General features: G+C 63.9%; 32 protein-coding genes and 1 pseudogene. 23 read left to right on the top strand and 10 right to left on the bottom strand.

Going from position 1 to position 24,600, the window contains the following annotated elements; genetic code table 11:
* Positions 1–406 (bottom strand): transposase zinc-binding domain-containing protein (locus NTZ43_09425; GenBank protein MCX5767427.1); only part of this gene is annotated, 406 nt, incomplete at its 3' end.
* Positions 407–644: 238 nt separating this feature from the next.
* Between NTZ43_09425 and NTZ43_09430 the strand changes: the two genes are divergently transcribed.
* The 7 genes from NTZ43_09430 (at position 645) to NTZ43_09460 (ending at position 4,233) form a co-directional block, all read left to right on the top strand.
* Positions 645–776: a hypothetical protein gene (locus tag NTZ43_09430; protein ID MCX5767428.1), complete on the top strand. Its 132-nt coding sequence runs from the start codon at positions 645–647 to the stop codon at positions 774–776.
* 264 nt (positions 777–1,040) lie between these two features.
* On the top strand, positions 1,041–1,550 hold the full coding sequence (locus NTZ43_09435; GenBank protein MCX5767429.1) for a YdeI/OmpD-associated family protein: 510 nt from the start codon (positions 1,041–1,043) through the stop codon (positions 1,548–1,550).
* 268 nt (positions 1,551–1,818) lie between these two features.
* Positions 1,819–2,784 (top strand): alpha/beta hydrolase-fold protein, encoded by a 966-nt coding sequence (locus tag NTZ43_09440; GenBank protein MCX5767430.1) that lies wholly within the window; start codon positions 1,819–1,821, stop codon positions 2,782–2,784.
* A 141-nt stretch (positions 2,785–2,925) separates the two neighbouring features.
* A complete protein-coding gene (locus NTZ43_09445; GenBank protein MCX5767431.1) occupies positions 2,926–3,243 on the top strand; it encodes a hypothetical protein in 318 nt (105 codons plus the stop codon).
* On the top strand, positions 3,240–3,551 hold the full coding sequence (gene nadS / locus NTZ43_09450; GenBank protein MCX5767432.1) for a NadS family protein: 312 nt from the start codon (positions 3,240–3,242) through the stop codon (positions 3,549–3,551). Before NTZ43_09445 ends, nadS begins: the two co-directional genes overlap by 4 nt.
* Positions 3,552–3,642: 91 nt before the next feature.
* On the top strand, positions 3,643–3,921 hold the full coding sequence (locus NTZ43_09455) for a type II toxin-antitoxin system RelE/ParE family toxin (GenBank protein MCX5767433.1): 279 nt from the start codon (positions 3,643–3,645) through the stop codon (positions 3,919–3,921).
* A 12-nt stretch (positions 3,922–3,933) separates the two neighbouring features.
* A complete protein-coding gene (locus NTZ43_09460; GenBank protein ID MCX5767434.1) occupies positions 3,934–4,233 on the top strand; it encodes a HigA family addiction module antitoxin in 300 nt (99 codons plus the stop codon).
* A 142-nt stretch (positions 4,234–4,375) separates the two neighbouring features.
* Here NTZ43_09460 and NTZ43_09465 read toward each other — a convergent pair whose 3' ends face one another.
* A complete protein-coding gene (locus tag NTZ43_09465) occupies positions 4,376–4,696 on the bottom strand; it encodes a helix-turn-helix transcriptional regulator (GenBank protein MCX5767435.1) in 321 nt (106 codons plus the stop codon).
* 1 nt (position 4,697) lies between these two features.
* The gene (locus tag NTZ43_09470) at positions 4,698–5,042 is read right to left on the bottom strand and encodes a type II toxin-antitoxin system RelE/ParE family toxin (GenBank protein MCX5767436.1); all 345 of its coding nucleotides are present in this window, start codon (positions 5,040–5,042) and stop codon (positions 4,698–4,700) included.
* Between the two features lie 203 nt (positions 5,043–5,245).
* On the opposite strand from NTZ43_09470, the gene NTZ43_09475 reads away from it, so the two are divergent.
* Entirely contained in the window at positions 5,246–5,887 is a 642-nt protein-coding gene (locus NTZ43_09475; GenBank protein ID MCX5767437.1) for a class I SAM-dependent methyltransferase, read from the top strand.
* Between the two features lie 129 nt (positions 5,888–6,016).
* On the opposite strand, the gene NTZ43_09480 is transcribed toward NTZ43_09475, so the two are convergent.
* Together NTZ43_09480 and NTZ43_09485 are read right to left on the bottom strand one after the other, a co-directional pair.
* Entirely contained in the window at positions 6,017–7,129 is a 1,113-nt protein-coding gene (locus NTZ43_09480; GenBank protein ID MCX5767438.1) for a hypothetical protein, read from the bottom strand.
* A gap of 206 nt (positions 7,130–7,335) precedes the next feature.
* Complete coding sequence (locus NTZ43_09485; GenBank protein ID MCX5767439.1) at positions 7,336–8,508, bottom strand: hypothetical protein; 1,173 nt, start codon at positions 8,506–8,508, stop codon at positions 7,336–7,338.
* A 137-nt stretch (positions 8,509–8,645) separates the two neighbouring features.
* Between NTZ43_09485 and NTZ43_09490 the strand changes: the two are divergent.
* Positions 8,646–8,792: pseudogene (locus NTZ43_09490) on the top strand (addiction module antidote protein, HigA family).
* Between the two features lie 138 nt (positions 8,793–8,930).
* On the opposite strand, the gene NTZ43_09495 reads toward NTZ43_09490, so the two are convergent.
* On the bottom strand, positions 8,931–9,599 hold the full coding sequence (locus NTZ43_09495) for an NAD(P)H-binding protein (GenBank protein ID MCX5767440.1): 669 nt from the start codon (positions 9,597–9,599) through the stop codon (positions 8,931–8,933).
* A gap of 28 nt (positions 9,600–9,627) precedes the next feature.
* On the opposite strand from NTZ43_09495, the gene NTZ43_09500 reads away from it, so the two are divergent.
* The 5 genes from NTZ43_09500 (at position 9,628) to NTZ43_09520 (ending at position 11,743) form a co-directional block, all read left to right on the top strand.
* Positions 9,628–9,903 (top strand): metal-binding protein, encoded by a 276-nt coding sequence (locus tag NTZ43_09500; protein ID MCX5767441.1) that lies wholly within the window; start codon positions 9,628–9,630, stop codon positions 9,901–9,903.
* A gap of 86 nt (positions 9,904–9,989) precedes the next feature.
* Entirely contained in the window at positions 9,990–10,460 is a 471-nt protein-coding gene (locus tag NTZ43_09505) for an isoprenylcysteine carboxylmethyltransferase family protein (protein ID MCX5767442.1), read from the top strand.
* 149 nt (positions 10,461–10,609) lie between these two features.
* Positions 10,610–10,891, top strand: coding sequence for a type II toxin-antitoxin system RelE/ParE family toxin (locus tag NTZ43_09510; GenBank protein MCX5767443.1), 282 nt, complete (start codon positions 10,610–10,612; stop codon positions 10,889–10,891).
* Positions 10,881–11,219: a HigA family addiction module antitoxin gene (locus tag NTZ43_09515; protein MCX5767444.1), complete on the top strand. Its 339-nt coding sequence runs from the start codon at positions 10,881–10,883 to the stop codon at positions 11,217–11,219. Before NTZ43_09510 ends, NTZ43_09515 begins: the two co-directional genes overlap by 11 nt.
* A 203-nt stretch (positions 11,220–11,422) precedes the next feature.
* Positions 11,423–11,743, top strand: coding sequence for a BrnA antitoxin family protein (locus NTZ43_09520; protein ID MCX5767445.1), 321 nt, complete (start codon positions 11,423–11,425; stop codon positions 11,741–11,743).
* A gap of 128 nt (positions 11,744–11,871) precedes the next feature.
* Here NTZ43_09520 and NTZ43_09525 read toward each other — a convergent pair whose 3' ends face one another.
* Positions 11,872–12,840: a polysaccharide deacetylase gene (locus NTZ43_09525; protein ID MCX5767446.1), complete on the bottom strand. Its 969-nt coding sequence runs from the start codon at positions 12,838–12,840 to the stop codon at positions 11,872–11,874.
* 441 nt (positions 12,841–13,281) lie between these two features.
* On the opposite strand from NTZ43_09525, the gene NTZ43_09530 reads away from it, so the two are divergent.
* From NTZ43_09530 to NTZ43_09545, 4 genes are all read left to right on the top strand, one after another.
* Positions 13,282–13,857 carry a TMEM175 family protein gene (locus NTZ43_09530; protein MCX5767447.1) on the top strand — a complete coding sequence of 192 codons (576 nt, stop codon included), beginning with the start codon at positions 13,282–13,284 and terminating at the stop codon, positions 13,855–13,857.
* A 98-nt stretch (positions 13,858–13,955) separates the two neighbouring features.
* Positions 13,956–14,849 (top strand): tetratricopeptide repeat protein, encoded by an 894-nt coding sequence (locus NTZ43_09535; protein ID MCX5767448.1) that lies wholly within the window; start codon positions 13,956–13,958, stop codon positions 14,847–14,849.
* A gap of 159 nt (positions 14,850–15,008) precedes the next feature.
* Complete coding sequence (locus tag NTZ43_09540; protein MCX5767449.1) at positions 15,009–15,473, top strand: hypothetical protein; 465 nt, start codon at positions 15,009–15,011, stop codon at positions 15,471–15,473.
* A gap of 703 nt (positions 15,474–16,176) precedes the next feature.
* Positions 16,177–16,665: a hypothetical protein gene (locus NTZ43_09545; GenBank protein MCX5767450.1), complete on the top strand. Its 489-nt coding sequence runs from the start codon at positions 16,177–16,179 to the stop codon at positions 16,663–16,665.
* 35 nt (positions 16,666–16,700) lie between these two features.
* On the opposite strand, the gene NTZ43_09550 is transcribed toward NTZ43_09545, so the two are convergent.
* Positions 16,701–17,510 carry a BTAD domain-containing putative transcriptional regulator gene (locus tag NTZ43_09550; protein ID MCX5767451.1) on the bottom strand — a complete coding sequence of 270 codons (810 nt, stop codon included), beginning with the start codon at positions 17,508–17,510 and terminating at the stop codon, positions 16,701–16,703.
* 231 nt (positions 17,511–17,741) lie between these two features.
* Between NTZ43_09550 and NTZ43_09555 the strand changes: the two genes are divergently transcribed.
* Positions 17,742–19,052 (top strand): hypothetical protein, encoded by a 1,311-nt coding sequence (locus NTZ43_09555; GenBank protein ID MCX5767452.1) that lies wholly within the window; start codon positions 17,742–17,744, stop codon positions 19,050–19,052.
* A 110-nt stretch (positions 19,053–19,162) separates the two neighbouring features.
* On the opposite strand, the gene NTZ43_09560 is transcribed toward NTZ43_09555, so the two are convergent.
* The gene (locus NTZ43_09560) at positions 19,163–19,594 is read right to left on the bottom strand and encodes a VOC family protein (GenBank protein MCX5767453.1); all 432 of its coding nucleotides are present in this window, start codon (positions 19,592–19,594) and stop codon (positions 19,163–19,165) included.
* A gap of 329 nt (positions 19,595–19,923) precedes the next feature.
* On the opposite strand from NTZ43_09560, the gene NTZ43_09565 reads away from it, so the two are divergent.
* From NTZ43_09565 to NTZ43_09575, 3 genes are all read left to right on the top strand, one after another.
* Entirely contained in the window at positions 19,924–20,325 is a 402-nt protein-coding gene (locus tag NTZ43_09565) for a DUF3224 domain-containing protein (protein MCX5767454.1), read from the top strand.
* 87 nt (positions 20,326–20,412) lie between these two features.
* The gene (locus NTZ43_09570) at positions 20,413–20,781 is read left to right on the top strand and encodes a hypothetical protein (GenBank protein MCX5767455.1); all 369 of its coding nucleotides are present in this window, start codon (positions 20,413–20,415) and stop codon (positions 20,779–20,781) included.
* A 70-nt stretch (positions 20,782–20,851) separates the two neighbouring features.
* Entirely contained in the window at positions 20,852–21,256 is a 405-nt protein-coding gene (locus tag NTZ43_09575; protein ID MCX5767456.1) for a DUF1801 domain-containing protein, read from the top strand.
* Between the two features lie 113 nt (positions 21,257–21,369).
* On the opposite strand, the gene NTZ43_09580 is transcribed toward NTZ43_09575, so the two are convergent.
* Positions 21,370–23,412, bottom strand: coding sequence for a PQQ-binding-like beta-propeller repeat protein (locus NTZ43_09580; GenBank protein ID MCX5767457.1), 2,043 nt, complete (start codon positions 23,410–23,412; stop codon positions 21,370–21,372).
* A gap of 151 nt (positions 23,413–23,563) precedes the next feature.
* Here NTZ43_09580 and NTZ43_09585 point away from each other — a divergent pair.
* Positions 23,564–24,600 (top strand): ATP-binding cassette domain-containing protein (locus tag NTZ43_09585; GenBank protein MCX5767458.1); only part of this gene is annotated, 1,037 nt, incomplete at its 3' end.

The following is a 24,600-nucleotide window of genomic DNA, read 5'->3' on the forward strand; positions in this document are numbered from 1 at the left end:
GGTACAGACAGTAGGCGCGGAGCCGCTTGGGGATGGTGAGCACCACTTGGCGGTGCGGCACCGGCGCGAGCAGTGTCGTGTCCAGCCACTGCGTCCAGATCGCCAACCGCTTGGCGTGACAGCTGGGGCAGAAGTAGCGGCACTTGCACGAGAACGCGAGCAGATACTCGTGCGTGCACGCGTCGCACCGGATACGCGCGAATCCGTGGTCGAGCACGCCGCATTCGAGGAACTTGTCGGCGACCTTCGCGACCACGGGGCGCCACGGGCCGTACTCGCGTGCGAAGCGCTCGTCGTAGACCGTCTGCAGGCGATGCAGAAGGTCCGATACCAACCGAAAGAGCGGCGACGCCTGGGGACGTCGGGGCTTGTAGACGCCGCGCGCCACCGAGGCCGCGTCGGGCATGCGCGCTCCGGGACCAAGGAGCGCCGAGCATACGCCCGACTCGGCCGCGGACCGTCACCGTTCCGTTGCGCTACGGGCCCTTTCGACGCAACGTCCGTGTGGCGCGGCCTAACGATGCTTGCTGTTGCCGAGCGGACCGACCATCCGCGCAGGGTGAACCATCGTGCGGTCCGCTCGCAACAGAAGCCAGCGTTAGGTTGTCGCCAGTCATCTTTTCTCTTTGCAAGGGTACCACGACATGTTCTTCGCGATTCTGGAAGTGCTGGCCTTCGCGGTGCCTGTTGTCGGCTTCGCCAATCGCCGCAAAGCGTGGGGGCGTTCGCTGGCGTTCATGGTGAGTGACTTGCGCGCTGGATTCACCGGCTGGTAGACGAGCGCCTGCGCGACTCGCCGTCCGCGCCGCGCGCATCCTAACGCGAGTTGCTGCCGCCGCGGTGCGGACTGGCCGAATTATGTCTCGCGCGCGGCGTACCGCTGGCGTAGCATCTATGTGAGCGGCCCACGGGCCGCGCAGCAGAACTCTACTCGTTAGACCGCACGAACGACCGCCTGCTCCAGGGCGATAATCTCCAACGGGCGCCACGTCCATGACTTCGTCCCACGCGCACCCGCCATGCTCCGGCGACCGGCACCCATGAAGACGGGCCCGATCGCCGGACAGCACCTATCGTTCCATGCCGTGCTTGAGAACTGGGCGGAAGGGATGAACTATTGCGCCGTCGCCGTGCCCGCCGCCATCACCGCCGCGTTGGGCACTGCGGGCCCGGTCCTGGTGCTGGCGCAAGTGAACGAATCGGAGCCGTTCCAGGTGAGTCTCTTCCCGGTCGGGGGTGGCCAGCACTACCTACGCATCAAGGCGAAGGTGCGGCAGGAAACGAAGAGCACGACCGGGGATCGCATCCGGGTGCGCGTCACCGTGCTGGATCGTGCGCACGTCGAGCTTCCCGACGATCTGCGGCGCGCGCTGGTCGCCGACGAGGTGCTCGAGGCCTTCCTGTCGCTACCGCCCGGCAAACAGCAGTACATCATTCGCCGGATCGACGACGCGGTCAAAGCGCCGACGCGCGTACGGCGAATCCAAGAAGCCGTAACCATCGCGCAGCAACGTCGAGAGCAACGCATCGACGCCGAGGCGGCGGGGTGACCGCCTGTGTCGCGCCGCCGCGCTCGTTCTGCGGCCCTTAACACGCGCACGACGGAATCCGCCGTCACGCGGAGTGGTCCGCGCGCCGACGTCGGCCTGCGGCAGGGGCGATAACCGAGTCAGTGCGCCGACGTGCGGTCTAACCTTGCGTTGCTATTGACAGCGGCCATAAGGATGCGCCTATTCCTCGCTGCGCTCGGCCGGCGCCCCGTATTGTGGGCCGGCAATAGAACGCGAGCGTTAGGCGGCCGCACCTTCAAGGACGACCATGAAGATCAGGAAGATTGTCATCGGGACAGTGCTAGCTATTGTCAGCCTGTCGGTTGTGTCGGTCCTGATTGTCGTAGCGTCCATAGCCGTTTTGGATCGAACCAATGGCACGATCGTCTCCTCGGGTCAGAAGCGCGAGTACCTGCTCTATGTCCCAAGCAGCTACGACCGTGCCAAGGCGACGTCGCTTGTCATCAGCATGCACGGCGCGGCCGTGTGGCCGGCCCACCAAATGAACGCGAGCCGGTGGAACCGGCTGGCCGAGAGCCATGGGTTCATCGTCGTCTACCCGGCAGGACTCCACGAGGGGCCCAGAATCTGGCACGTGGAGCGCGGAGCTGGTCTCATGAGGGACGTCCGATTCATCTCGGAGTTGATCGACACGCTCGAAGCAGCCTACAACATCGATCCGACCAGGATCTATGCAAACGGGTTCTCCAATGGCGGGGGCATGGCGTTTGTGCTCTCCTGCACGCTGTCCGATCGGATCGCGGCTGTCGGGATGGCGGCGGCGGCTCAAACCCTGCCGTGGAGCTGGTGTACGGATCGTAGGCCAGTGCCGATCATAGCGTTTCATGGAACCGCCGATCCGATTGTTCCATACAACGGCGGTCTTGCGTCGTCCATGTTCGCACCGACCAGGTTCGCGCCGAACCCCGAGCCGTATCCGAGCATTCCTGGATGGGCGGAGAATTGGGCGCGAAGAAATCGATGCGGAATGACCCCCGTCGATGCAGCGGTGGCGGTGGATGTCACCCGTCGCGTATACACGCACTGTGCTGACGACGCGGCGGTGGTGCTCTATACCGTTCAGGGAGGAGGGCATCAATGGCCCGGTGGTAAACCGATGCCGACCTGGATGGTGGGCCCTGCAAGCGACGCCATTGACGCCACGACTCAGATGTGGGCGTTCTTCGGCGAGCATCGACTTCGCGAGGCGCCGAAAGCGGCGTGGCGCAAGTGAGAGGGCACACGGAGATTTGTGCGGTGACGATCATCCGGGTATGGTCGTGCTGACAGCGCCGCCTAACCGTACGCGTTATGCCGCCGGGATGGGCAATGGTGCCAGTCTTGACGCCTATACGTCAATGGCGTATACTTCCTCGTGCACTTCGTCGAGACGACTGTCTTCACGCGCCTGATCCGCGAGTATCTGGCGGATGACGCCTACCGCGCGTTTCAGCTCGCGCTGATGCTTCGTCCGGAGCAAGGTCCAGTCATTCGAGGGTCCGGCGGCCTGCGCAAGATACGATGGGCGACCGGCGCGAGCGGGAAACGCGGCGGTGTGCGCATCATCTACTACTGGGATCCGGCACGCGCGACCTTCTATTGCCTGTTCGCGTACCGCAAGAACGTCCAGGGCGATCTGACGCCGGCCCAAGTCCGCACGCTGCGCCATCTAGTTAATGAGGAATTTCGATGAAACAGGATGCATTCGAAGAGCTGGTCAGTAGCGTGCGGCAAGCCGGGCGCATTCGCCGCGGTGATGCGCGCGCATCGCGGCGATTTACGTACCGCGCCGCCGATGTGGCGGCGATCCGCGAGCGCCTGAGCAAGTCGCAAAGTGAGTTTGCGCAGATGATCGGCGTCAGCATCGCCACGCTCCAGAACTGGGAGCAGGGCCGGCGCGTACCCAACGGACCGGCCTTAGCGTTGCTGCGCGTCGTAGCAGCAAATCCGCGCCTAGTGGAACGTGCGCTAGCCCCGCAGTCAAAGCGCGGCGCGGCATAACTCTATTCGTTAGCCCGAAGCAGAAACGATTTGCCTATGGATGCGGTATAATCACGCTTGACGTTATGCACGCGACGTGTTACTATACCGGATGATCGTTTCGTACCGCGATGCCGATACGGAGGCGCTGGCGCTCGGGCAACGCGTCGGGCGGTTCGTCAACATCGAGACCGTCGCGCGCCGCAAGCTCCGCCAGTTGCAGATCGCCGGCCGGATCAGTGATCTCCGCGTCCCCCCAGGCAACCGATTGGAGGCGCTCAAAGGGACCCGCGCGGGACAACATTCGATACGCGTGAACGATCAGTACCGCGTGTGCTTTCGCTGGACGGCAGCGGGCGCGGAAGATGTCGAAATCGTGGACTATCACTGAGGGAAGACGACCATGGCACATCTCAAGCCAGTGACCCCCGGCGAACTGCTGCGCGAGGAGTTCCTCGTGCCGATGGGATTGACGCAGTATCGCGTGGCGAAGGAGATCGGCGTACCGGCGCAGCGCCTCGGTGAGATCGTCGCCGGTCGACGCGCGATCACCGCGGATACGGACTTGCGCCTGTGCCGGTTCTTCGGCTTGTCCAACGGCTACTGGCTGCGAGCGCAGGTGGAGCACGACACCGAGGTGGCGGCGCGGGCACTCGCGGGGAAACTACGCCGCATCAAGCCATGGGTCGGCAGCGCGGCGTAGGCGCGGCTCGGTATAACCACGAGTTGCTGCAGACGCGGTGCGGCCACTCGCACTGGTGGTTCGCGCGCCGCGTGCCGATGGCATAGCATCAATCTGAGCGGCTCGCGGGCCGCGCAGCAGAACTCTCTTCGTTAGATGACACTCACGCCACGCGGCGACCGAGAGCGTGCGCCACGTCCTTCCGGCTCGCTCCAACCGAGAGCAGTGCCCGGATCAGCAGTTCGAGCGAGACACTCGGATCGCCCGCTTCCAGCTTGGCCACGCGGGATTGGCTCGACCCCAGCTGCTTCGCCAGGCGGGTCTGGGTGAGACCGCCCGCGAGGCGCCGTTCGCGCAGGGACTTGCTGAGCGCGAGCCGCATCTCCACGAGGGCCGCCTCCGTCGGCGTGAGCATCAGGAAATCCGCCGCGTCGCCCACGGCCCAGCCGCCAGCCTCGAGCCGCTTCCGCTTCTTGGTGTCCATGTCAATCCTCCTGAGTCAGTCGATCATACAGCTTCAAGCGTCGTGAGCAGTCCGCGAGCACGCGAGCTGGCGTCTGTTGCGTGGTCTTCTGGAACACGTCGGCAATCACAACGGCGTCGGCGTCCAGACGGTAGATCAACCGCCACGTGCGTCCGGCGTCGACAATCCGTAGCTCGTGGCAGCGTGCGGCGATCGACGGCATCGGCCGTGCGTGGGGCATGCCGATCTTTTCCCCATGCTGCAGCCGACGCAGCAAGGCGCCGGCCTCCAGCCGCGCCGCGGCAGAAAAAGGGGGCGTTTTCACCTCGCCTCGGAGCCAGACGAGCGGTTTGTCGGTCGACGCCATGGGGAAAAGATATGTCAGTAGCGGTATATGTCAACCCCGACATATGTCAGGGTGTCATCTAACCACGAGTGGCTGCCGCCGCGGTGCGGGCTGTCCTAATCGAGTCCCGATGGCGTAGCCTCAATGTGAGCGGCCATTGGGCCGCGCAGCAGAACTCTTCTCGTTATGCCGACGTGGACCCGCCGGAGCTAAGGAGAGAGAGTATGTCTCGCGCTGAGCATTGGGAGCACGTCTACCGCACGAAAGGCGCCGTGCAGGTGAGCTGGTTCCAGGCGGAGGCTCGCCTCTCCAAGCAGCTCATCGAGGCGCTGAGCCCTGATCGGCACGCCGCCATCGTCGATATTGGTGCTGGCGCGTCAACACTGGTGGACGCGCTCTCGACTGCCGGATACGACGCGCTCACGGTGCTTGACCTGTCGGCAGCAGCGCTTGAGATCGCCCGCGCTCGGCTTGGTCCGAGGGCGTCCACCGTGCAGTGGATGGCAGCGGACGTCCTCGATGCCACGCTGCCCGCGCAAGGATTCGACGTCTGGCACGATCGCGCCGTGTTTCACTTCCTCACCACGGAGCAGGACCGGAGTCGCTATGTGCAGCAAGTGCAGCGCGCGGTGCGTCCTGGTGGGCTCGTGATCGTCGCGACGTTTGTGGAAGACGGACCGACGCGCTGCAGCGGGCTCGACGTCGCGCGCTACTCGCCGGCGCAGTTGCATGCGGCGTTCGGGCGGCCATTCGCCCTGATCGAAAGTCACCGCGAGTTGCACACCACGCCGAGCGGTGCAACTCAGGCCTTCACCTACTGCGCCTGTCGAGTCCAGCCAAGCGAGCATCCGCGCGCCGCGGCATAACGGCAGTTGGTGACCGACGGCCGCGTCAGTGAAGCAGGTGGGCGCGCGTCCTCGGGGTTTTCGCGGATGCCAGTCTACTCGGCATGCGTGTGTTCCGTATGCCGGCGGACCTCTCGATCAAGCTGCGCCCTAGCGGTAGTAACGCCGCGCGTCGGCGGCCGGAAATACGGCGGGACAGCCACCGGCGGAACCGTAGGCCACGTCCATCGTCGTCGCGCCCGCCATCCGTAGCCACAGCCAGGCGGCCGACGACGCGGGGAGCGTGGACGGCTGGTAGCACCACGACGTGGTGATCGTCGCGGGATCGCGCCACGTCGCATTCGCCTGTTCAATGCGCAGGTCGTCGGTCGGCCCGGTGTGGCCGATGTACACCGTGCGATCCGCACCGAGGACGATCGGCAGCGGATCGCCATAGTTGCCGTCCTTGGTGTTTGGAAACGACGAACCGAACGCGGCACTCAGAAACCACTGTCCCGCGGGTGTTCCGGCCACGTCGCGCTCTACCGTACCGCACGAAGCGCCCGGCACCGGCGTGCCGCCCACGGTCCCGATGAGCGCATAGTACGCCGCCTTCTTGCTCGCCGTGAACAGGTCGTAGGGGCAGACCACATGCAAGAGGTTGCTGTTGGACGCGACGTAGCGCGCCTGGTTCGCGAACGCATTGGTCACGGCATCGCGATGCACGATGAAATCCCACGCGATCGAGTTCACGCCCTTGATGTACCAGCCGAACGTCTCGCCCGAGCGGAACGGCACGCGCTTCGACAGACTCTGATACGCGCTCGTCGTGGCAATGGTCGTTGAGGCAACGGACTTGATGGCGTCAGCGATATCCTTGACGTGATACAACTCGATCCGGGTACCGCACCCCGCGTCGAGCAGGAGCGACCAGTCGGCCACGTAGCCGGGCGGCGTGCCGCTTGGCTGGTAGTGCGCGGCACCGATCACGTCGAGATCAGTCGGCGCGGAGAGCGGCAGCCGCAAGCCGTCGAGTCCGTCCTTGGCAAAGACGTACGATCGGCCCACGAGCTCGGTGTTGCCGCCGCCCACAATACCGATTTGCGATACGACCTTCACCGACCCGGGATCGATGATGTAATCGGAAAACAGCAGCGGCGTGGCACAGCTGCGACCGGAGGTGCTGGTGCCAGAGGCCGTCGGGCCCGAGCCCTCGCTCCGGCACGCAACAGACAGCCACAGCGCCGCACCGGCCGCGATGATCGCGGGCCACGGTCGCGCCATCACTCGTCGCGACGAACACACTGGCGGTTCCCCGCGCATGGGAGTCGTTCGCATGATCGCCGGAACATACCGTGGCCCTGCCTGACGCACCATGCAGGTGCCGGGCCCGTCGTGCGTCGCTGAAGAGACGGTCAAGCACCAGGTTCCGAAGCCGCTTGCATCAAGTTCAATGCTCGGTGACGTTCCCCCCGCGGCTTCTCTCACGCTCACCGAATGAACGTCACCGCCGTGCCGCCGAACGCCCACGTCGAAGGATCGCTCCCGCACGGAGTCGCCCCGACGCTGTGGTTCACCCTCTGAATGGTGAGCACGTTTCCCGATCCGAGGCGCACGAAATAGGAGAAGCCCGCCGAGGCGTTGTCGTGCACGTAGCAGTAGATGGATCCATCAGCCGTTACGTCCGCGAACTGCCGGTTCACGCGACCAGACGCCGCTCGCGGGTACTTCGTGAGCCCCGAGCCGATGCTGCTATTGAGCGTCGGCAGCCCAATGGCGATGGCCTGCCCGCTCTGCGGGTAGAGCGGATGTGGAGCGAGCGCCGCGAAGTTCGTCTCGTCTCCTTCCTGCTTCACCGGGGCGCTCTGCAGTACCCACACGCCGCGCGCCGTCCCCGACACATCGACGCTCATCGTGCCGCAGACCGGCGTCTCTCCGCTCGCCGCGAGGCGGCCATCGCCGATTTTCGTGAAGAGCGCACTGCGAAGGTCGGCGGTGAACGGATCGTAGGGACAGACGGCGGACAGGGTCAGCCCATGATACCGCCCGGGGTTGACGAAGAAGTTCTGGCTGGCCGGATTGTAGACTCCGAAGTCGAACGCTCCGCCCGGGGTTGGCGAGCCTGCGTAGAACGCGCCCACCGTGCCGATCATCTCGCCCGCGGCGAACGAGACGTCGGCTGATTGGTTTCTGCAGCTCTCTACTGTTTCGTTGGCGGTGGAATAGGTGCTGCAGCTGCCGCCGTCCTGGCTTGCGATCCTGGCCACCACCGTCGCGACGTGATTGAAGCCCACCTGATAGCCGTTGCAGGCGTTGGCGGTGAGGCTGTAGTCGATCTGGCCCTGGCGAAAGGTTGACGTGACGTAGCGAGCGCGGGTGATCGTGGTCACGCGCAGCGGCCCGGGTGCCGACAGCGTGAGCCCGGTCTGCGTGAGATAGAAGTAGGCATGGTCCGTGGGAACCGTGTGCACCGGGGGACCCATGCCGCCGACGGTCGTCACCGTTGCGATGGCCGAGAGTGGCACCGGGAGCACGGTGAACGAGAGGGTCGTGCCGCATCCGCTGCTCGGCGGCGCGGTGCTGGTGGGGCCGTGGTCACTGCAGGCGAGAATCGTCCCGCACAGTGCCAGCAGCGTGCCGCCGCCGATTGCCAACGATCTCATGGACCCAACTCCTCGCAGAACGGCTGTAGGGATAGGCAGTTCGATCGGCGTCGGTAGAGTATACGGCGCGATCTCCGAGCATGCGAGCATGCGAGCATCGATGCTCGGGTGGGCGGGTGGGTGCGTGGGCTGGGGTAGATACGGACCTGCGCCTGTGCCGGTTCTTTGGCCTGTCCAACGGCTACTGGCTGCGAGCGCAAGTGGAGCACGATACGGAAGTGGCGGCGCGGGCGCTCGCGGGGAAGCTGCGCCGAATCAAACCGTGGGTCGGCACCGCGGCATAGGGGCGACTCGGGCTCGGACTCGCTGGCGCGGGACTCGTGGTAAGAATCACGGCCGGTGGTGGAGACGCGGGCGAATAGGGCGGGCACACCCCCGCAACTCCGCCTGCAACGCCCGCAGCGCCTCGCCGACCTCCGCGCTCATCCGCCGATCTGCACCGCCTTGCCCAACCAGGCGTCCGAGTCCGCGGCGGTGACCAGGAAATCCGCCACGTCCGCCCGGGAGATTGAGCCGGGGACGGGGGAGATCTCCGCCCGCTTGACGTAGCGGCCGCGCGCCGGCCCATTCGTGAGGCGACCGGGGCGCGCGATGACCCACTCTAAGCCGGACGCCCGCGTCAGGGCCTCCTTCCGTTCGTGCTCCTGCGACGGCAGTTTGAGGAGGCCGTCCTTCAGCATGGTCCGGATGAACCAGCCAAGGAGCACGCGGCTCTCACCTGAGCCGAGTGCGCTGACCACGACCAACCGCGGCACCCCGTGGCGCTTCATCGCCTCGATCACGAGCGCGATGCCCGACGAGACGTAGGTCGGGTTCTCCTTGAACCCCGCGAGCGACGAATGGGCGGTGATGATTACGGCGTCGTGCCCCACCACCGCGGCATCCACGGCGGCGGCATCGTGAAAGCTCCCCGCTCGCCTCGTGAGCGACGCATGCTCGATCGTGAGCTTCTGGGGGCTGCGTGAGAACGCGGTGACTTGGTGGCCGCGTGCCAAGGCGGCCGAGACCGCGAGCGCACCGGTGCCCTGGGAGGCACCAACCACGAGCAGGCGGAGGGAGGCCATCTGTAGTCCGGGTGAGGCGTTAGACATCTACCGCGCGCCGTCTCATCTTTCGGGCATGACCGCAAAACAATACACACTGATCGGCCCAGACGGAACGGACGTGCTGAGTATGGTACCGGGCACTCTTGGCGGGAACCGCCGGCGGAAGATTTATGGGCGTCTCGGCTGCCGGAGCGCGGTCGGCTCGCTACCCACCGGATATGCGAAGCATCGGGTCTTCTTCGCAGACGAGGCGACGGCCATCGCGGCCGGCTATCGACCGTGTGGCACATGCATGCAGGCGGAGTACGGCACCTGGGTTGAAGAAGCCATGCGCTCGGAGCGCCTGTAGCGTGGCGCAACCGGTGTCTCACGTGCGCTGGAGCGGACCAACGCCGTCGTGAGTCAGACGAGGAGGGATTCACGAAACCGAGATCCTTGTTCCTTCGCGCGACGGTCGCCTGCCTCGTACTCCCCGGCACAGTGGCGTTTTGGATTCCATTGTTTCTGCTGCGCCCGAGTCGATTAGCATCGTCGTTTTCGCCCACGGCCATCGCTGCTGTCGCGCTCGGCAGTGCCATGCTGGTGTGGTGCGTCTGGGACTTCTATGTAAGGGGACGGGGGACGCTCGCTCCGTGGGACCCGCCGCAAGCCTTGGTGCGCGACGGAATCTACAAGTACTCTCGCAATCCGATGTACGTCGGCGTGTTGGCAATCGTCGTCGGATGGGCGATAGGGTTCCGGTCCTCCACGCTTGCGTTCTATGCCGTGTGCCTCGCCGCGGCGTTTCACCTGCGGATCGTGTTCGCCGAAGAGCCGCTCTTGGCGCGCACACACGGTGCGGCGTGGGTCGAGTATCGCGATCGTGTCCCTCGATGGTTTTTCGGGCGCCGCCGTACCACTGGCTAAGCGGCCGCTGCTGCTGGCGAACGCGGATGGCGTTGGTAGCGGTCGCCTCACGGCCGCGTTTTATTTGGATGCGTCCGCAGCAGAACTCCAATTCGTTAGTCGATCCGAGAGATATTGACACGTGTCACGTGACGTGTTACATTACTTCCGTGATCAAGACCTTTGCCGACCGCCGTACCGAGGCGCTCTTCGTCACCGGCCGGGCGAGTCGTGTCCCTGCGGACCTTGCGCGGCGCGCGCTGCGGAAGCTCGAGTCCGTGCACGTCGCCGCGCGCCTTGACGACCTTCGAGTGCCGCCCGGCAATCGACTCCATGCATTGAAAGGGGACCGAAAAGGCCAGCACGCGATCGCCGTCAACGATCAATGGCGGATCTGTTTCCGCTTTGTTGAGGGTGAGGCGCACGACGTCGAGTTCTGCGATTACCACTAACGAGGTTCGACCTGTGAGCATTCCCAACACGCGATCGCTGATGCGTCGGCCGATTCATCCCGGTGAAATCCTCCGGGAAGATTTTCTGCCGGACTACGGACTGACGGTTGTCGCGCTGGCGGAAGCCGCCGGCGTGTCGAGGCAGTCCATGAACGAGCTACTGCGCGAGCGCCGCGCGGTCAGCCCAGAGATGGCGCTGCGCCTAGCGAAACTCTTCGGCAATTCCCCGGAGTTCTGGCTGAACCTGCAGAGGGGAGTCGATCTGTGGGACGCCGCTCAAGGACTCAAGGCCGAGATGGCCCACATCAAGCCGCTCCAGGTCGCCTAATCTTCGTTAGGACGAATTTCCGGCTTGCGCTATTGTATATACACTTGTAGATTATTCCGGTGGGATACACGTGGGACCCCGCCAAGCGCGACGAAAACTTTCGGACGCGCGGCTTTGACTTTGCATTCGCCGCGCAGGTCTTCGGTGGAGCGTGCGTCGAATCATCAGCGCCCGTGTCAGCAGCCGGAAGGAGCGAGCCCGTTATGCCAAAGCGACCGAAGTTCGTTAACACCGCGAAAGAAGGCCGCGCGGACCTCGCGCGCCTGCGCCGCGTGACCGACGCCGAGATCGCGCGCACCGCGCCGGCAGAGTTGCCGTTGCTCCCAGACAATTTCTGGAAGCACGCGAAAGTCGTGGTGCCGACAACGAAGGAAGCAATCTCCTTTCGTGTGGACGCCGACGTCCTCGAGTGGTTTCGCTCTGGCGGGCCGCGCTACCAATCACGCATGAACGCGGTGTTGCGGACGTTTGTCGAGGAGATGGCGCGGTCGACGCGACCGCGGCGGCCGCGCAAATCGGCCTAACTCTCTTCGGAAGACGGCAACCATACGTCACGATTAAGACAGCCCTGTTGACGCTCGAAATCTTCCGCTTTCCGTCGGTCGGTGCTGCAACTGGACGAGCACTCGGAGCTGAGCACCCGCACGACCGCTCACTTCATCGAGGCCTGCTGCTTCACGTAGCGCGCGACCTGCTCCGTAGTCGCGAACCAGACGCCCGGCTTCGATTTCATGTACATGATGAGTTCTTCGAGCGCCTTCATCGGCGCGCGATGCCCCGTGACGTGCGGGTGCAACGTGAGGATGAACGTTGTGCCCTGTGCGTACGCGCCGTCGAACTCGTCGCGATACACTTTGAACAGCTGTTCCGGCTGCGGGAGCGTGCCGCCGCGCCCGAGATACGGCGTCTCCGTGAGCGTCCAGTCGATGCCGAGTTCCACGATCCCAGTGGCCTCGCCGTTCGAGACGATCTCGAATGGTTCGTCCATGTCCTGCAGGCTGCTGTCGTAAAGGAAGCCGGATTTCCGGACGAGGCCGAGCGTGTTCTCGCTGAATGCCCACGCCGGCGCGCGGTAGCCGACCGGGCGCTTGCCCGTCGCCGTCGTCAGGTAATCGATCGCCTTGTTGAGCAGCCGCTCCTCCTCCGCCGCGCTGCCCGTGGAGGGCGGGAACTCGTGGATCCACCCATGCACGCCGATCTCGTGGCGTCCCGACTTCATAATGGACGGGATCTGCTCTGGGTGGAGCAGCGCGCTCACGGCTGGGATGAAGAACGACGACGGGAGCTGGTACTTGTCGAGCAAGGCGAGGATCCGCGGCAGTCCTTCCTGCGCACCGAAATCGGCGGCGGAGAGTGTCGTCGGCGACGTCTGGCCCGCGGCGAGCAGGTAGCTCTCGTTGTCCACGTCGAAGGTCAGGCAGACGGCGACGCGCGCGCCGTTCGGCCACACCTTGGGTGTGAGTTTGCGGCCGGCGCGCGTCGGCGCGACCGCCTTGAGCAGCTGCTCGTCCGTCCACTTCGTGCCGGGCTGCGGCGGCGCCTGTTGCGCCGAGAGCACGATTGGCGCAATGCACGCCGCGAGCGTGGAGCGGAGGACGAGCGACGGGAGTCGAGTGCGCATGGGTCTGCCCGGAAAGAGATGCGGGGATAGTGCCACGCGACGAGTCAGTTGGCAACCGGAATCTACAGCGGACGCGAAATGTGATAGCGAACGAAATTCGCCGTGGTCTCCGAGCCCTCGTCGTGTGCTTCGCCTCGCTCTGCGCCGGACTCGGCGTGTACCGGCGTGTACCGGCGCCACATGAAGGCCATCGGCTACCTCGGCACGTTCGACCGGCTCTTTGGGGTTCCGGTCACCACACGCAACTGGAATACCATCACCGCGGTCGCCAGAGTGCTGGGTCACGGAGAGATCTGATGTACCGACGAGCCGTCGCGAGCTGCTGCCCAACAAACGCGTGCAGCAGACAACCGAGCTATTGTGCGTGCGCATCGCGCGCGCTATTTCATTCGACTGCAGCGGAAGCGTAGACGTTAGACCTTATCCGCAAGGAGCCTACGATTGGGACGAAACCGGCTTGAAGCATTTAGCGATGGCGTGATCGCCATTATCATCACCATCATGGCTCTCGAGATGAAGGTTCCCCACGGAGACGACCTCGCTTCTCTTCGGCCGATGATTCCCGTATTCGTCAGCTACGTGCTCAGCTTCACATTCGTCGGTATCTACTGGAACAATCACCACCACCTCTTCCATGCAATTCAGAAAGTGAATGGCCCCATTCTGTGGGCGAACATGCATCTGTTATTCTGGCTATCATTGATCCCGTTCGTCACTGGCTGGATGGGCGAGAACCAGTTTCACACGGTGCCGGTCGCGCTCTACGGGGTTGTACTACTCATGGCAGGCGGCGCCTATTTTAACCTCGCGCGCGTGCTCGTGAAGTACCATGGCAATGACTCCGTATTGGCCAAAGCCATCGGCAGTGATTTCAAGGGAAAGGTTTCTCTCGTGGCGTATGTCGCCGCAGTTCCCCTAGCCTTCGTTAACGAATGGCTTTCCATGGGTATCTATTTCACAGTGGCCCTCATGTGGCTCATACCAGACCGACGCATCGAGTCGATTCTCAGGAACTAACACGGTGGCGTCTCCACCCACTGCTGGGAACTTCACACCAGTTCGCGCGCGCTGCGAGAGCGATCTTCAGCTGCGAAGCAAACTCCGAGACCTCGAACGTGCCTGGTAATCTCATGAAGCGTTGCATCAGCCTTGTCATCATCGGCATGCTTGCTATTCCAGCACTCCTGACGGCGCAGGCGGGGAGTGAATCATTCAAGCAGGGGATGGCCGCCCTGCAGGCCAACGATGGTGATGCGGCTGTGAAGGCCTTCGAGAAGGCGATTGCCGCCTCCGACAAGACCGCCGAGTACCATCTTGGCCTCGCGCGAGCACTCGGGGTGGTCGCGCAGAAAGCCAATGTGCTTCGTCAGCCGCTTCTCGCGCGTCGATGCAAGGCGGAGTTCGAGCGTACGGTACAACTCGATCCTTCGAACATTTCCGCGCGCGAGGGGATGCTGCAGTTCTATATGATCGCACCGTCTGTGATGGGTGGGAGCATGGAGAAGGCACACGAACAGGCGGAGGCGATATTCAAGATCAATCGCCTGCGCGGACATATCGCGCGTGGCAATATCGCGAATCGCGAAAAGGATCTGGTCGCCGTGGAGCGGGAGTTCCGTGCGGCGTGGACCGCGTTCCCAGACAGCGCCCCCGCTGCCACGAGCCTCGCGGGGTTTCTTGCGAACAATCGTCGCGCCGACGAAGCGCTCGCGGTGATGGACAAGTTTGTGTCCAACCAGAAGGACAACCTCACCGGACTTTTCTGGTTTGGGCGTGTGGCCACGGCCGCTGGAAAACAGCTCGACCGCGGCGAGCAGGCACTCCGCCGCGTGCTGGCGTCGAGCGCAATCGGCGTGGACGGGAATCCCGCTCCGGTCGCCGTGAACTTCCGACTCGGGGAACTCCTCGCGAAGAAGGGTGACAAGGCTGGCGCGCGTCAGGCCTATGAAGCGGCCCTTCGGTTGAATCCCAACCTCGAGCAGGTCAAGAAGGCGTTAAAAGAGCTGTAGGCGAAGAACAACGGCCCCGCATCACGAGCGAGGCCCGAAGGGGCTTCTCGCTTGGCGTGTCCGGCTAGAGGGTTGCGATGGACAGCTCAGGCCTCGCGATATCCTCAAGCGGTGCACCGCCTGCTTGCGGTCTCGTTCCATTTGCCGCACGTTCGTCCCATGCGCCCTCTCAACTGCATCATCCTGTACACTGTCGCCGCGTGTACCGCCATCAGTGCCTCAGGCCAGTCCGCACGTCGGCCCTTTCTCTTCAAGGACTCGCGCGCCGAAGTCGCCGCGGCGCGCGCGCGCGGTGAGAAGGAACTCACGCTGGTGATCGCCTCCGCCAGAGGTGCCAACGCCAAACTCGCGAAAACGATTCTCGCGATGGGTGGCACCATCAACTTTCGTGACGACGACGTGGATTACCTCCGCGCCCGCGTCCCGGTGGACAGCGTCGAGAAGATTGCGCGTGACCCGAACCTCTTCAGCCTCGACGTCTCCAAGAAGTACCAGCCGCAGGCAAACGGCGCATCGAACAGCGACTCCAGCGACGAGCGCTCATTCTCCGCTGCCATCACGAGGGTACCGGAATCTCCATGCACGAGGCCTTTCTCGCTTCCAGGGTCTGCGTCGAGCGCGTAATACGGCTTCGAGTCATATTGCTTGCCGGCGGAGGTTAGGGGCGCGTCGAGACGCTCCGCGCCGCGCAGTGTACCCGTGAATTTCTCCCCCTTCATGAGAGAATACGCGGTGACAGGTGTGTCCTGAGAAAACGTGGCGATCCTGAAGATCGCGGGCATCCCGAGCCCTTGGATCTCGAACTTTGCAGTCACGGGCGTCAATGGGTCGGCGACAGACGCGTCGAGATCGTAGCCCGGGCGTTCTGTTGGCGTCGTGAACACATCAGCCAACAGGCCGTTCACGCCGAATACGGCCTTGTACTGTTGGTTGGAGAAGACGTGCCGGCACGAAAGCATCACGAGGCAGTGCCGCCTGCCGTCCCACGCCCACCCGCCAATCGTCCCCGATAGCTGAGCGGCGGTTTTTCCCACTGTAGGATCGTTGGACTGGATGATCGGTCCAACGTTCTCACCCGGCCTGTTCTTCTCTTGCTGCTTCGCCATACGTGACGCCTCGCATGGAAGGTCGCGTCAAGCATGCGAGAATCTGTCCGCGCCGTCAACATGCCGCTCGAGCAGCGGTGTAGACGCTCCCACGTCGCCTGCGAACGCACCATCCCCAAATCAGCCCCAGATCAGCGCTGAATCACCCGCCGCTCACGCTGGGCTCAGCCCCTCCTCCTAGCGTCTTCCGTGAACCTTCACCCCCCGTTGCGGGAGGCACTATGATCACCACGCAGCGCTCGTGCTCCATCCTCCTCGGTCTCATGATCTTCGGCTCCGCGGCCGCGGCTCAGCAGGCTGGGTCGCCCGTCGTTACTCCGGCAGCCGACGCCATCACCACGGCGTCAGGGCTTATTGCCGATGGCAACTATCGCGACGCGGAACACATACTTCGCGACTTCATCGACAATCAGCGGCGTCATGGCGAGTTTAACGTCTCCGCGTACCGGCAGCTGGCCAACTCTCAGTACGCACGGAACGGCCTGATCGAAGCCGCCCGCACGCTCACCGACCTCGCGTCAGAGGCAGGGCGCGCCCACGACATCGAGATCGAGATCCGCGCGCGCGCCGATGCATCGCTCCTGTGGGCGGAAGCCGGCCAGAGGTCACGGGCCATGGTGCAATTGGAACGTGTGAACTTTTTGCTTCGCCGAGCCGAGGTGACCGCGCAGACGCGGCAGTACGCGCTCGCGCGATCCGGGAACCCGTAATCGTAACCAGTGGGGTCAGGTCTGCTGGCGGCGCGTCAGTTCCCGCTCGTACGGGAATCACGCGCCGCCAGCGCGTGGCGGACCCGCTCGAGCAACAGACGCGTGTCCGGCGACGGGCTCGCATCGAACTCGTTCGCGAGCCGCTCCGTGAGCTTTGCAAGTTCGTGAAGCGCGCCGGCTCGATCGCCCACTTCCGCCAAGAACTCCACGAGCCGGCGCGTGGCCCCCTCGTCGTAGGGGGCCAGATCGGCGGCGATCCGGAAGTGACGCGCGGCACCATCGGCGTCGCCAGACTTGGCCAGTACTTCTGCGTAGCGCCTCGAGCTCGTGGCCCCTATGTCGCGGAGCCGCACGCGTTCGCTATCGAGCCAGTCAGAAAAGCCGGCCGCCCCTGAGATGTGAAACCCGTCGAGCAATGGACCACCGTGCCATGAGACCGCGTCGTGGTGGCGCTGCTCGGCGAACGCCGCCAAGAGTTGCACCGCATCGCACTCGATGTGTTCAGCCGATACGCCGAGCTCACTGTCACCACGACTTACGATCGCTTCGTCGCCCAACTCGCGCCGCAGAAAGCGCACGGAGGAGTTGAGGGCGTCGCGTGCATGCGATTCGTCGCTCTCCGGCCAAAACATGGCGAGCATGCGTTCACGGCGAACGAATCCGCCGGGCTGCGCGAGCGCCAAATGCACGAGCAGTGCGAATCGTTTTGGCTGCTGCAGCACAGCGCGCAGTTCGCGGCCATCAGGCGCGACGAGCGCGATGCTACCGAGCGTGGTGAGAATCGTAGCGCCCATAGACTTCGCCGTTGAGGAAACCGCGTTGCCGGTGTTGAGCTTCGTCCACACCGAATGTACGCTCCACGAGACGCCACCGCCACACACCGTGTGATGCCGCGGCGTCCATGCGGGGCGCGAGTCTGCGCGCCACCGCGACACCGGTAACAGAGATACGGCGGCACACACCTATATCAGGTAATTCCCCGCATCCCGGTCGGTTACTTGCCATACCGGGCAACGGCCGTTGCATCGAGCTTCTCCGGGAGACCTGCGCCCCGTCGCGCCTCAGGAGGGCTCTCAATGTTCGACAAGACTCAGCAACGGTTCGCCGTCAGACTCGGCGTACTCGTCGTGATCGCAGTGGCCATTGGATTTGCGCTGGCCGCCATGGTTGGAGCTCGCACGCTGTTGCGCTCCTCAGAACGACTGCACCGCGAATCCGCGAACAGTCTCGCGGCGAGCATCGGCGCCAGCGTGCGCACCACGATGCTCGAGGGCGACGGCCGCATGGTCCGTCAGCTCGTTGCCGAGGTGAAGTCGCGCGTGCCGAGTGCTGGCGTGCGCGTCTTCTCGGCGCAGGGCGACGAAGTGTTCGGTGAGAAGGGGGCCGCGCCGCCGCCCAATCAAGTGCCGGCTCCAGTTCGCGACGCCATTGCCAGCGGCAAGACCGTGGAGAAAGGCACGGCTCGTTCATTGCCGATCATGCGCGGCAGTCGATGCGAAGGCTGTCACGTGGGACGCCCGATGCTCGGCGTGCTCACCATCGATCCGGCGTCATCGGTGCAGCGCAGCAAGACGCGCCCCCTCGCCGCCACCGACAGCGCCGGCGACAACCTCGACGCATTCACCGAAATCATCCGCGACGGATTCTATCGCGTGATGCTCGCGCCGCGCGCGCCGCAGTTTGACGAGTACTTCACCGCGGTCGCGGCCCGCGTGCCCGGCGTCCGTGGTATTGCGGTGTACTCGCCCACCAGAAAACTCGCCTACGGCAAACCGCTCGCGACGGACAAGTCCGGTTTCGTGCGGACAGTAACGCTGCTCGCAGAGCCGCGCTGCCTGGGGTGCCACGAGAAGAAGGAGTCCATCGACAGCAGCACGCTGATCGTCGCGTTCGATGGTCCGAAGGCGTCGCAGCAGGAAACGCTGACGCTTCTCACCGAGACGGTGCTCGAGCAGGTGATGCAGGCCGGACTCGGCCGACTGATCACGGGTTTCCTCGATGACGTGGGACAAGGCGGCGCCGTTCGCGCACTCACACTGCACGACGCCGATGGACGGCTCTTTCACGATGCGTTCCGGCATCCCACACCGCCCGAGGATGTCGTGACTGCGTTGCGCACCGGTAATGCAGTCGCGAATGCGGACGAAAACGGAGTGGGGTTCCGATTCGTAGAACCGCTCCGCAACGTGAAGACCTGCGAGAAGTGCCACGGCTCCGACCAGGCGATGCGCGGAGCGATCGAAGTGCGCTACAGCGACCCCGAGGCGCTCGCCGAGCGCGCGAGTCTACGGAGCGCGAGTTGGATGTTTGGCGGCAGCACGGTGGTGCTGGTGGCGTTGCTGCTCGGGTTCGGCTTGGCGTACTTGAAGGGACGCTCCGAACCGTAAGCTCGCGCGCGACGTCCAAGCAATGCAGCATGAACGGGAAGAGGAGATCCCGTTCACGCTGCTCTGCTGCGCATTGTCGCCAGCGTAGCCATCCTGATTCTTGTGTTCGCTTACTTGCGAACGCTTGGATTAAACTCCACCGTCCACTCGATGCCGTACTTGTCTCGAAACATGGAGAAGTACGTACCCCACGGGCTCTCGCCCATCGGCATCTCCACCGCCCCACCGGCTGAAAGCCCAGTAAAGATCTTTTCGGCCTCTTCACGGCTTTCGGCAACAACGGCAATCTTCGACCGGTTCTCATTTTCGCTGACCCGTCCCATGCTCGCCGGGACGTCGTTGGCTCTGAGCACCGTTGGGCCAACAGGCAGTTCGATGAGCATGAGCTTATTGGCATCGCTGTCTGGAACGACAAACTCGGTGCTCGCCAAATCTTTGAAGCGCATGACCTTGGAAAACTCTCCACCAAAAACCGACTTGTAAAAGGTGAAGGCTTCTTCGGCATTGCCGTTGAAATTGATATACGGATTGATGGTTGGCATTAATCGGGGGGCGAGTGATTAGTGGAAAACGACTTGCAAATATACTAAGCACAAGCGCTAGAATTCAAAGGATAATGGATGGGAAGCCGCCATCGTGACGTAGCGATCGTCCTAATTTCAGTCTCACCCTTGGCGTTATTCGGTCACGGTCGCGTACAGTCGCCACCTCCCCCTTCGGCACCTATATGCTCCTCGGATCCGTTCCTATGAACCCATTCTTCGCGACGCTCGCTATCGTTGGTGTTGCCTTCTCGGCAACCGTCCACACGTCGAGCCCTTCCCGTTGCTATCTCGTAGGCCCCTCCAGCCTTTCCTCTGAGACTCCATTCATGACCGTTGCCCGCGGCACGTTCGACGTCAAGATGAACCCCCAGCCTATGGCGCACACATCCGATGGCTCGCGCTTGACTCGATACGCCTTGGATAAGCAGTACCAGGGCGATCTTGAGGCAAACGCAACCGGCGAGATGCTCGCCGCAGCGAGTAACGAGCAAACCTCGGCGGGCTACGTCGCTCTCGAAGAAGTGAAGGGCGCGCTGCATGGTCGGCGAGGCAGCTTCACCCTGCAGCACTCTGGGACCATGACGCGCGGCGTGCCGACGCTTTCGGTTTCGGTCGTGCCAGATTCCGGCACGGAGGAGCTGGTCGGACTCACGGGCACGTTGAAGATTATCATCGAAGGCAAGAAGCACTCGTACGAGTTCGAGTACGCGCTGCCGCCGTCACGGTGACGCCGTTGACTGGGCCGGACCGTACGGTCGGCGCCACCTGACGCTGGTTGGTGTTGACGACTCTTCGTTAGGCGGAGGCGCCTGAAGATGAAGACGTGGAGTTCACTGGAGCGGTTCGCGGTAGGCTTTGGCACGGGCATCGCCATTGCCTGCGTGGACAACTTTGCTTTCGGCGGGGAGGTGAGTCCGATCGTCATTGTTGCGCTTCTCAGTGCGACGACGGCGACGTTCGGCGGCGCGTGGGGTCGTGCTGGCTGGCCCACGGCGTTGGCCGCGTGGGTTTGCGTTCCGCTGGCGCATCTTGTGAAGCACGTGCTCGGACTGCCGGACACCTTGCACCCGAACACGTACACATCAATCCTGTTGCTGGCGGCCTTCACCTTGGTGATCGCAACGCTTGGAACTGGGGCTGGGATGCTGATGCACAGAAGGCGCAAAAATAGCGGTGCCGCCTAACAAGCCGCTGCCGTCGTCGAACGTCACATGTGGCGGCACCCAGCCGCCGTTCACCGGAACGGAGTTTCGCATCGTGTCAGCATTTCTCAGATTCGATGGATCCCTCGAGCGGGATCCCGCTATCGACCGCTGGATCAACGGGCAGCGCGGAGAATTTGCGGCATTGGCCCGCCGATGGTTCGCGGCAATACGGCACTGTGGCTCCGACGTCCGAGAACTCATGCACGATGGCTGCCCAACAGCGTGCGTACAGGATGCCCCGTTCGCGTATGTGAACGTGTTCAGTGCGCACGTCAACGTGGGATTCTTTCACGGCGCGGCCTTGCCTGACCCGACGGCGCTCTTGGAGGGTACGGGCAAGTCCATGCGCCATGTGAAACTGAAGCCGGGGCACGTAGTTGATGCCCATGCGCTCGAAGGACTCGTCACCGCGGCTTACGACGACATCCGCGTGAGACTCACCGGAACCGAGTGAGTCGCTCCATCCACGACGCAGCCTGATTGGCAGCGGAGAACGGCTGTTCGGTGGAGTGGACTTGTGTGCACGTGGGTACGAGTGCGTCGACGTCATAGCGTCGGAGTACCGCGCTACGGCAACGCGAACGCCACGTACGTCCCCCCCGACGGTGCCCCGTTCTTCCCGCCGCCGCAGCTGACCACGATGTACTGCTTGCCGCCTATCATATAAGTAGCAGGCGTGTTGTTCGCCGCTGCCGGCAGGGTGTACTCCCACAGCAGTTTTCCCGTGGCCTTGTCGTACGCGTGCATCTTGTTGTCGTACGTCGTCGCGGCGATGAGCAACAGCCCGTTCTCCGTGACAATCGCGGCGCCGTAGTTATCGGTGCCGGTGTTCTTGATTCCCTGTGCGGCGAGCTTGGGATACTCGCCGAACGGGATCGACCACTTCGTCTCGCCGGAGTTCAGGTCGATCGCGTTGAGCGTCCCCCAGGGCGGCTTCGTGCCGGGGTAGCCCTCGTGATCGAGGAAGATGTCGAACGTCGTGTTGCGGTACTTCATGAACGTTGGCACCGATTTCGGCGCGCGGTGCGTCGGCTTGCCCGTGAGCACGAAGTCAGCAATCTCGCCGACCATCGAATCGTCCATCGCCTGCGAGAACCCGGGCATCCGTCCCGTGCCGTCGCTGATCACCCGCACCAGTTGATCGCGCGTGTACTTCTTGCCAACGCCCGTGAGCGTCGGCGCGAGCGGCGTGGTCTTGGGTCCGTGACACTCGGCGCAGTACGCATTGAACAACGAGACGGTATCGCGGCGCACCATCTTCAGCACCCACCCCATCTCGTTCGCGTTCACGTAGAGGAGGCCGGTCTTCGGGTCGTACGACGGCCCGCCATATTCGCCTCCGCCGTCCACGCCAGGGAAGATGATCGTTCCCGTGAGCGTCGGCGGCGTGAACGGATGCGGCGTCGGATTCTCCTTGAAAATCTTGAGCGCCGCCGCGTGCGCCTCGGGCGTGCGGTCGGTGAGCTCCGACTCCGTGAGCTGCTGACGAACGAAGGGGCGCGGGATGGTGGGGAACCGCTGCGAGTCCGCGGCGACTTCGCCGTCGAGTGACGCCTTGGGCATCTGCCGCCACTCGCTCGGGAACAGCTCCTTGCCCGTGTCACGATCGAGCACCCACACGTGCCCGGTCTTGGTGATCTGCACAACGGCCTCCACGGGCTGGCCGTCGCGCGTGACGGTCACGAGCGCGGGTGACGCCGGGAAATCACGGTCCCAGAGGTCGTGCTTGAGTCCCTGGAAGTGCCAGAGCCGCTTGCCGGTGTTTGCGTCGAGCGCAACGATCGAATTCGCGAAGAGGTCGTCGCCCAAACGATTCGCGCCGTAGAAGTCGTACGACGCCGAGCCGGCGGCGAAGAACACGCGACCCCCCTTGTGGTCAATCGTCACGCCCGACCACGCATTCACGCCGCCCGCGATCTTCCACGTGTCCTTGGGCCACGTGTCGTAGCCGAACTCCCCCGGGTGCGGGATCGTATGGAAGGTCCACCGGATCTTCCCCGTCTTCACGTCGTACGCGCGAATGTCACCGGGCGCGCTCGGCAACGCCTCGGGCACCGCCGTGCCCATGATCAGCATGTCCTTGTACACGCCACCCGGCGTGCTCGCGCTCACGGAAAGTCCCTTCACGGGGCGGTCGAGCCCCTCGCGGAGATCGACCCAACCCGAATCGTTCCCCCAGCCCGGCGCTTTCGCTCCGGTCTTTGCGTCGAGCGAGAACAGACGATATCGGTAGTTGAAGTACACGCGGCCGTCGTGCACTACGACGCCGCGGTAGCGGATGCGCGGACCGGCGAAGTGCCCGCCCGTCGGATCGAAGCTCCAGAGTTCTTTGCCCGTTCTCGCGTCGAGCGCGAAGGCGCGCTGCTTGGGCGACATCGCATAGAGCACGCCGTCGACCACCACGGGCACGGACTGCATCTCCGAGCCGTCGAACGCGTCCTTGGTATCGTAGGTCCACGCGACCTTGAGCGACGCGACGTTCGCGGGCGAGATCTGCGAGAGCGTGGTGTAGTGCGTGTGGTCGTCGCTCCCCTGATACACGGGCCAGTCGACGGAGCGGCCACCGCAGGCGGCGAGGGACAGGAGGGCGATGATGGTGGGAGTGCGCATGACTAGAAGATACAGGACGTTGCCGTGGCCGCCATTCGCGGGTCGTCTAGGCCGCGCCCGGAACCGCAACCGCGGTAGAACATGCGCTATTTTACGGGGAGCACGCGACCGTCGTGCCGCCGCCCCGCCCCGCCTCTTTTTCCCGCTCCGCGTGACCCTCCTTTCTGTATCCAACGTCGGCGTCTCTTTTGGCGCCACGGAACTGTTCAAAGACATCACCTTCACCGTGGCCGATGGCGAGCGGTGGGGGATTATCGGTCGCAACGGTGCCGGCAAGACGTCGATCTTCAACATCATCACGGGCGAGCTGCGCCCCACGGTGGGAAGCGTCGCGCGCAAGCCAGGACTTCGCCACGCGTTGCTCGATCAGCACCGCGCTTTTGAGGGCGCCACAACAGTGTGGCAAGCGGGTGCCGCCGCTTGGCGCGAGGTCATGGCGCTTGAGCAACGCATCGCCGAGCAGGCTATTGAACTTGGCAATATGGGCGAGCAGGTGACGGACGAATTCCTCGAGCAGTTCGGCCGCGACCAAGAGCGGTTTGCCGACATTGGCGGCTACATCTACCACGCCCGCGTCGACGCGGTGTTGCAAGGGTTGGGCTTTGACGCCGAGGAATCGAAGACGCGACTCGTGTCCACGCTGTCGGGCGGTGAGCGTGGGCGTGTGGGCCTCGCGGCGCAACTCATTGCGCCCGCCGATCTACTGCTGCTCGACGAACCCACCAACCACCTCGACCTCGATACCACGACCTGGCTGCAGGATTGGCTCAACGAAGCCGACGAAACAGTGATTGTGGTATCGCACGATCGTGCGTTCATGGACGCGATCTGCACGAACATCCTGCACGTCGAGGCAAAGTCGAGCGAGTCGTACAAGGGTAATTACAGTCAGTTCGTTCCGCAGCGTGCCGAACGACGGCTCACGCGCGAGCGCGAGATGGAAAAGCAGCGCGCCTATGTGAAGAAGGAAGAGGAGTACATCCGGCGGAACCTCGCGGGCGTGAACTCGTTTCAGGCCAAGGGCAAGCGCAAGCGGCTCGAACGCCTGCCGCGCCTGGCGCCACCGCCGGGCGCTCCGGCCGCTATGTCGCTCCACTTCGAAGTAGGCGAGCGTGGTGGCGACCAAGTCGTAGACATCAAGGATCTCCGCGTGGAAGTGCCGGGCCGCGTGCGCGTGGAAGACTTCAC

Source organism: Gemmatimonadota bacterium (assembly GCA_026387915.1).
Lineage (GTDB): Bacteria > Gemmatimonadota > Gemmatimonadetes > Gemmatimonadales > Gemmatimonadaceae > Fen-1231.

Excerpts from the sequence above, each read along its gene's own strand:
- NTZ43_09560 (MCX5767453.1), bottom strand. The coding sequence starts at position 19,594 with ATGCCAACCATCAATCCGTATATCAATTTCAACGGCAATGCCGAAGAA.
- NTZ43_09520 (MCX5767445.1), top strand. The coding sequence starts at position 11,423 with ATGCCAAAGCGACCGAAGTTCGTTAACACCGCGAAAGAAGGCCGCGCG.
- NTZ43_09570 (MCX5767455.1), top strand. The coding sequence starts at position 20,413 with ATGAAGACGTGGAGTTCACTGGAGCGGTTCGCGGTAGGCTTTGGCACG.
- NTZ43_09465 (MCX5767435.1), bottom strand. The coding sequence starts at position 4,696 with ATGGACACCAAGAAGCGGAAGCGGCTCGAGGCTGGCGGCTGGGCCGTG.
- NTZ43_09430 (MCX5767428.1), top strand. The coding sequence starts at position 645 with ATGTTCTTCGCGATTCTGGAAGTGCTGGCCTTCGCGGTGCCTGTTGTC.
- NTZ43_09555 (MCX5767452.1), top strand. The coding sequence starts at position 17,742 with ATGTTCGACAAGACTCAGCAACGGTTCGCCGTCAGACTCGGCGTACTC.
- NTZ43_09580 (MCX5767457.1), bottom strand. The coding sequence starts at position 23,412 with ATGCGCACTCCCACCATCATCGCCCTCCTGTCCCTCGCCGCCTGCGGT.
- NTZ43_09545 (MCX5767450.1), top strand. The coding sequence starts at position 16,177 with ATGATCACCACGCAGCGCTCGTGCTCCATCCTCCTCGGTCTCATGATC.
- NTZ43_09480 (MCX5767438.1), bottom strand. The coding sequence starts at position 7,129 with ATGGCGCGACCGTGGCCCGCGATCATCGCGGCCGGTGCGGCGCTGTGG.
- NTZ43_09435 (MCX5767429.1), top strand. The coding sequence starts at position 1,041 with ATGAAGACGGGCCCGATCGCCGGACAGCACCTATCGTTCCATGCCGTG.
- NTZ43_09500 (MCX5767441.1), top strand. The coding sequence starts at position 9,628 with ATGACCGCAAAACAATACACACTGATCGGCCCAGACGGAACGGACGTG.
- nadS (MCX5767432.1), top strand. The coding sequence starts at position 3,240 with ATGAAACAGGATGCATTCGAAGAGCTGGTCAGTAGCGTGCGGCAAGCC.
- NTZ43_09485 (MCX5767439.1), bottom strand. The coding sequence starts at position 8,508 with ATGAGATCGTTGGCAATCGGCGGCGGCACGCTGCTGGCACTGTGCGGG.
- NTZ43_09540 (MCX5767449.1), top strand. The coding sequence starts at position 15,009 with ATGCGCCCTCTCAACTGCATCATCCTGTACACTGTCGCCGCGTGTACC.
- NTZ43_09525 (MCX5767446.1), bottom strand. The coding sequence starts at position 12,840 with ATGCGCACTCGACTCCCGTCGCTCGTCCTCCGCTCCACGCTCGCGGCG.
- NTZ43_09455 (MCX5767433.1), top strand. The coding sequence starts at position 3,643 with ATGATCGTTTCGTACCGCGATGCCGATACGGAGGCGCTGGCGCTCGGG.
- NTZ43_09440 (MCX5767430.1), top strand. The coding sequence starts at position 1,819 with ATGAAGATCAGGAAGATTGTCATCGGGACAGTGCTAGCTATTGTCAGC.
- NTZ43_09470 (MCX5767436.1), bottom strand. The coding sequence starts at position 5,042 with ATGGCGTCGACCGACAAACCGCTCGTCTGGCTCCGAGGCGAGGTGAAA.
- NTZ43_09475 (MCX5767437.1), top strand. The coding sequence starts at position 5,246 with ATGTCTCGCGCTGAGCATTGGGAGCACGTCTACCGCACGAAAGGCGCC.
- NTZ43_09460 (MCX5767434.1), top strand. The coding sequence starts at position 3,934 with ATGGCACATCTCAAGCCAGTGACCCCCGGCGAACTGCTGCGCGAGGAG.
- NTZ43_09565 (MCX5767454.1), top strand. The coding sequence starts at position 19,924 with ATGACCGTTGCCCGCGGCACGTTCGACGTCAAGATGAACCCCCAGCCT.
- NTZ43_09495 (MCX5767440.1), bottom strand. The coding sequence starts at position 9,599 with ATGTCTAACGCCTCACCCGGACTACAGATGGCCTCCCTCCGCCTGCTC.